Source organism: uncultured Nitrospira sp. (genome assembly GCA_902500695.1).
Classification (GTDB): domain Bacteria; phylum Nitrospirota; class Nitrospiria; order Nitrospirales; family UBA8639; genus Nitrospira_E.
In genome coordinates this window covers 1-5295 of record CABVRQ010000110.1, presented here as the reverse complement: position 1 = coordinate 5295, position 5295 = coordinate 1, and the positions used below count along the sequence as shown (strand labels likewise).

Genomic DNA, 5295 nt, shown 5'->3' with positions numbered 1-5295 from the left:
AGGGCCAGTGTCGTAAAGAGTGCACAAATACCGGCCGAGGCCTGGCACATGTTATCCACAAGGGGATCCCGTTTCCACAAATACCAGATGCTCCCGAAAAATAACACGGAATAGGCCATGGTACTGGTATGTGCCAGAGGGACATGCACATACATGATCCGGACGAGTTCCCCTTGATAATAATCAGGCGGAGAGGCGAGCAGGCCGATGTACAAGCCTAAAAAGATGCAGATGGCCGCAGCCCCACCAAACCAGCCTTTGTAGCGTTGGATCTGTCGGATAATACGATTGATCATGTTTGTATTGTAAAGAGAGATGACCCAGGGGGAAAGGGCTGAAGGGCCAAGATTTTTTAAGTCGGTTTCAATATTTAAGAGTCGAGAATGAATTCAAATAGCCAGAATGAGACGACGGTGAAAATAATGTCAAAGATGATCAGGAGTTGGATCCATTGAGAGTAAAAGGAAAATGGATCGCCACTTAACGCGCCTCGCGTGGCTTCTACCGCCGCGATCATGACCGGAACGGCCAGGGGAAGGAGCAGGACGGGGAGCATGACCTCCCTTGCTCGAATTTGGACGGTCAAGGCTGAAAAGAGTGTCCCGACTGCGGCTAATCCCAAGGTGGCCAGAAAAAATATTATCAAAAGAATTCCAACGGCTTCAATGACATCCAGATTAAAGAATAAGACGAACAAGGGGAATAAGAGGATTTCGACTGAGAGCATGAAGAGGAAATTGGCCGCGACTTTTCCGAGATAAATAGCGCCCTTGGGAGCGGGGCACATTTGTAAAGACTCCAGGCAATCGTTTTGCAATTCCGAGGTAAAGGATTTTCCTAAGCCGATAATGCCGGTAAAGGTAAAGGCGACCCAGATTATTCCCGCAATCAGTTGGCGTGCCGCATCCTGGTCCATGGAAAAGCTGAAGCTAAACACCAGAATGACGATGAGGGCAAAGAACAGCATGGATGACATGGTTTCCCGTGTCCGCCATTCACTGATCAGGTCCTTCCAGACGACCCAGCGAATTGTTTTAAAAAATGGCATCGGTGGTGAGTTGCTCAGAGGAGAGAAGTTGAAGGTGTCCGCCTTTGAGAATGCCTCCTCGTGTGGCGATTTGGGTGGCCTTGTCGCGGTCATGCGTGGTCATGAACACCGTGCCGGCACGGTCCAGCGTTTCCTGGATGAGCTGGTTGGTGATAGCAACCCCGTCATGATCCAAGGCGTTGTAGGGCTCATCGAGTAGTAGGAGTTGTGGCTGAGCCAGAATAGTTTTTGCAAAATCCAATCGCTTTTTCATGCCGGCCGAAAATTGACGTATTTTGAGGTCGGCAAAGGCCCCGATTCCTGTTCGATCCAGTGCCCGCTTGATTTGGGGTGGAGAAGGGGTTTGCCCACGAAGGCCTAAGGCAAATTGGAGATTTTCGGTGGCACTGAGTTCATCATATAAATGGGACCCATGGGCGATGAGCATGATGATTTCTCGAACGGTATCCTTTTGTGCCACGCCATCCTGGCCAAAAATGGTAAACTGACCATGAGAAGGCGCTTGGAGGGTGGCTAAAATACGGAGCAACGTCGTTTTCCCTGCCCCGTTTGGGCCAAATAAGGCAAAGCACTCTCCCGGATGAATGTCAAAAGACAGATCCTCAAAAATACGATAGAAACCGTAGGCTTTGGAGAGGTTGCTGACCTGAATGGCGATCATGTCATGGTATGAGACTGGGAAAAGTTAGCCTTGTAGTCTACGAAATGTATTGGAGGTTGTCTAGGAATGTAACAAGATGTTGGAAACAGTCGCTAGCCATATGCTTTCATCGTTCACAGGTGTCCGGGTCTCGCAGGATATGGGGTTTCGTTGCGGGATGCGGCCTTGTCGAGTAAATTGAGGACATATTTGGCTTTCCGGTTTTCGTCGAGACCCTGTCATATTTCCGGGCCTCCTCAAAAATATGTAATTGGCATTCACCTGATAAAACCAAAATGATCCCGGTGGGTTGACTCGTATAACGAGCATCGCATTGACGATGAAATTTCTCGGGTCTTATGATGAAGGTTGGGTGAAGAAGTTTGCCGGTACGGCTAATTGGGTGTTGCTTGAATATCTCTATGGAAGGGCAGTGAGTTGAAACCAATACGCGGGTGGAGGGCCGCATGCCATCATCTCTCGAAATCTGGACTCTTTTTGGGGGGGATGGGGATTTTTTGCGCTCTTCTGGGCTGTGATTCCGGCTATTCTGAAAGTTCTTATGGCGATGCACCATCGTCCCATTCTGTCGCCTCCCGTCCTTCAAAAGGATCCCCCGCCCCGGATTTTCGCCTGATGGATATGAATGGAAAGACTGTTTCGCTTTCCGATTTTCAGGGAAAAGTGGTGTTGCTGAATTTTTGGGCGACCTGGTGTGGGCCGTGCCGGATTGAAATGCCCGCCATGGAAGCCTTGTACCGGAGTATGCAATCGAAGGGGCTGGAAATTGTCGCGGTCTCCGTTGACCAACAGGGCACAGCCGTGACAAGGCCTTTTCAGGAAGCGATGGGTTTGAGCTTTCCTATCTTGCATGATCAGGACTATCAGGTGGGCTTGACCTATGGCGCACGAACCCTCCCCATGACCTTTGCGATCGATCGTAGGGGCATCATCCGTCAGGTGGTCTTCGGATCCCGTGATTGGAATAGCCCTGAGGCTCGTAGAGGAATCGCCGAAGTCCTTCAAGAGCCAATCCCAGAGTCTTCCCAACGGATGTAAGAAGCGTATGATCGATTCGATTAGCCAGGTGTCTCTGCTTGCCGCATTTAGCGCGGGACTGTTGTCTTTTGTTTCTCCATGCGTCCTCCCGCTCGTCCCTTCCTATTTGTCCTATATCACCGGGCTCTCAGTGGAAAATCTCGCGAAGGTTGAAGAGCGAGAGCGTTTTAAGTCCGCGATTATCCTCAATGCCCTGTTGTTTATTGCCGGGTTTTCCACGGTCTTCATTGCGTTTGGGGCATCGGCCAGCTTAATGGGGCAATTGTTGTATGATTATCAAGACGTGATCCGGAAAGTCGGGGGTGTCCTGATTATTATTTTCGGACTGTATTTGCTTGGGATCTTGAAATTAAACTTTTTTATGACCGAACGACGTTTGATGCAATTCGAGACGCGTCCCGTCGGCTACCTGGGTTCGTTTCTGATTGGGACCGCATTTGCCGCTGGCTGGACGCCTTGCGTGGGGCCGGTGTTGGGGGCCATTCTGGCCTATGCCAGTACGACGGAATCTATGTCCAGCGGGGTGATGCTCCTGTCGGCCTATTCGTTAGGTTTGGGTCTCCCGTTTTTTCTGACGGCATTCGGGATGGATACGTTTTTGAGCTACTTCAAGAACTTTCGATCCTATCTAGGCGGGGTGTCGTTTGTGAGCGGCGGGCTGTTGGTAGCGGTCGGCGTCATGATTTATGCGGATTCTTTGACCATCATCACCAGCTTTCTTGAACGCAACGGCATTGGATGGTACATCGGCCAATAAACCAGCCTGTCCGACCTCGGTTATTCCTTCATCTTTCTTTCTCATCTCCAACTCGCTCGTATTGTTTCCTGAATAATGGTGGTCTTAAGCAGATTTATGGGTATATTGGAGCATCAAATATTCACGGAGTAGCGACCGTCTTCTATTGGTTATGGGGTGGTGGGTGCGAGGGAAAGGAAGTGGTTAGGGATTCTTCAACGGCTCGGGTGTTTCTCTGGGCCATCGTCTATAAGTCACATGGTTTGATACCCTAAATTCACCTCTATTCCTTACCGATCTATTCTTGATGCACATGCCTTCTCAGTGTAGGGTCCCACCACATTTTTTGAGACTCTATAATACGGAATTATTGGGTTGTCATTATTGATGTGTCCCAGCATTCTTGAAGTCTTTGTGAAAAGGGTCAACATGAAAAGAAAAAGCAGCGGGCTATCTCAATTTCAACGGGAGCGTATTCAATGATTCTCGTAACCGGCGGTGCCGGCTATATCGGGTCACATACTTGCGTTGAGCTTATCCATGCCGGCTGTGATGTGACGGTCTTTGACAACTTCTCCAATAGCCATCCTGAATCCCTGGCGCGGGTGCAGCGTATTACAGGGAAGTCCCTTCGTCTGATCCGCGGGGATTGCCGTGATCGCGCCGCAGTGCTGGCGGCTCTGCGCGAGAGCGGGGCGACCGCAGTCATTCACTTTGCAGGCCTCAAGGCTGTGGGAGAGTCAGTTCAACAACCGTTGGCCTACTATGACAATAATGTGGTCGGATCCCTGCGCCTGTTGGAGGCCATGGACGAGTGTGGCGTGAAACAGCTGGTATTCAGCTCTTCTGCCACGGTATATGGCGATCCGCAACGTCTTCCGCTCACGGAAGACCATCCGTTATCTGCGACCAATCCCTATGGTCGAACGAAACTGATGGTGGAGGAGATTTTGCGTGACGTACACGGTAGCGATTCCTCCTGGCGGATCGGCATCTTGCGGTATTTTAATCCGGTTGGGGCACATGACAGTGGTCTGATCGGGGAAGATCCCCAGGGTATACCGAACAATCTCCTGCCCTTCGTGGCGCAGGTTGCAGTGGGACGACGGGAACATTTGAACGTATGGGGTGACGATTATGCAACTCCCGATGGGACCGGAGTGCGGGATTTTATCCATGTGGTTGATTTAGCCTTGGGGCATCTCAAAGCATTAGAGGCGCTGGCTCGATTGGATGTACAGAAAGAGTGCTTGACGGTCAATCTTGGTACGGGCAATGGGTACAGCGTATTGGAGATTGTGCGGGAATTTGAAGCCGCGAGTGGCAAGCCGATTCCCTACAAGGTTGCCCCACGTCGCCCCGGTGACATTGCCTCTTGCTATGCTGATCCGAATCAAGCTTTCACACTTTTAGGTTGGCGGGCCGAACGCGGGCTCAGTGAGATGTGCGCGGATGCCTGGCGATGGCAACGTGACAACCCCCAGGGATATGCTATTTGATTTTTCCCATTGGCTATCTGCGCATCTCTGTGAGGGGAGCCGCTGACCGCATGGTGTTCGCGAATTCTGGTGAATGCCTCATTGCCGGGCCCAACCGCCATGGTGCGGTTGGTCTTCGGGATGCCTTCGTGATCATATAAGATCTCACTGGAGGCGGCAGTCCCATTATGGTTCCCCGACTTAACCACATTCCACGTTCAATCTAAAGAAAATTCGAGCCCGTGAAGTTCGAAGAATTTCGTGTGGGAGTCGTCTTGTTGAGAAGGCATCTCGAAAGCGGTCAGGAGCCTGCACATTGAAAATTCTTGGAACG

The 5295-nt window shown here is 50.9% G+C and carries 6 protein-coding genes; 3 read left to right on the top strand and 3 right to left on the bottom strand.

What is annotated here, in order from left to right:
• The 3 genes from ccsA to ccmA all read right to left on the bottom strand — a co-directional run.
• A partial coding sequence (ccsA, locus tag AAH187_RS17680; protein WP_342349808.1) for a cytochrome c biogenesis protein CcsA occupies positions 1–296 on the bottom strand: 296 nt, incomplete at its 3' end.
• Between the two features lie 74 nt (positions 297–370).
• Positions 371–1048 (bottom strand): heme exporter protein CcmB, encoded by a 678-nt coding sequence (locus tag AAH187_RS17675; protein ID WP_342349807.1) that lies wholly within the window; start codon positions 1046–1048, stop codon positions 371–373.
• Positions 1035–1709 carry a heme ABC exporter ATP-binding protein CcmA gene (gene ccmA / locus AAH187_RS17670; protein WP_342349806.1) on the bottom strand — a complete coding sequence of 225 codons (675 nt, stop codon included), beginning with the start codon at positions 1707–1709 and terminating at the stop codon, positions 1035–1037. The genes AAH187_RS17675 and ccmA overlap by 14 nt, the downstream gene beginning before the upstream one ends.
• A 486-nt stretch (positions 1710–2195) precedes the next feature.
• Between ccmA and AAH187_RS17665 the strand changes: the two genes are divergently transcribed.
• From AAH187_RS17665 to galE, 3 genes are all read left to right on the top strand, one after another.
• Positions 2196–2747, top strand: coding sequence for a TlpA disulfide reductase family protein (locus AAH187_RS17665; protein ID WP_342349805.1), 552 nt, complete (start codon positions 2196–2198; stop codon positions 2745–2747).
• Positions 2748–2754: 7 nt separating this feature from the next.
• Complete coding sequence (locus AAH187_RS17660; protein ID WP_342349804.1) at positions 2755–3504, top strand: cytochrome c biogenesis protein CcdA; 750 nt, start codon at positions 2755–2757, stop codon at positions 3502–3504.
• A 458-nt stretch (positions 3505–3962) separates the two neighbouring features.
• A complete protein-coding gene (galE, locus tag AAH187_RS17655; protein WP_342349803.1) occupies positions 3963–4982 on the top strand; it encodes a UDP-glucose 4-epimerase GalE in 1020 nt (339 codons plus the stop codon).
• Positions 4983–5295 lie beyond the last annotated feature (313 nt).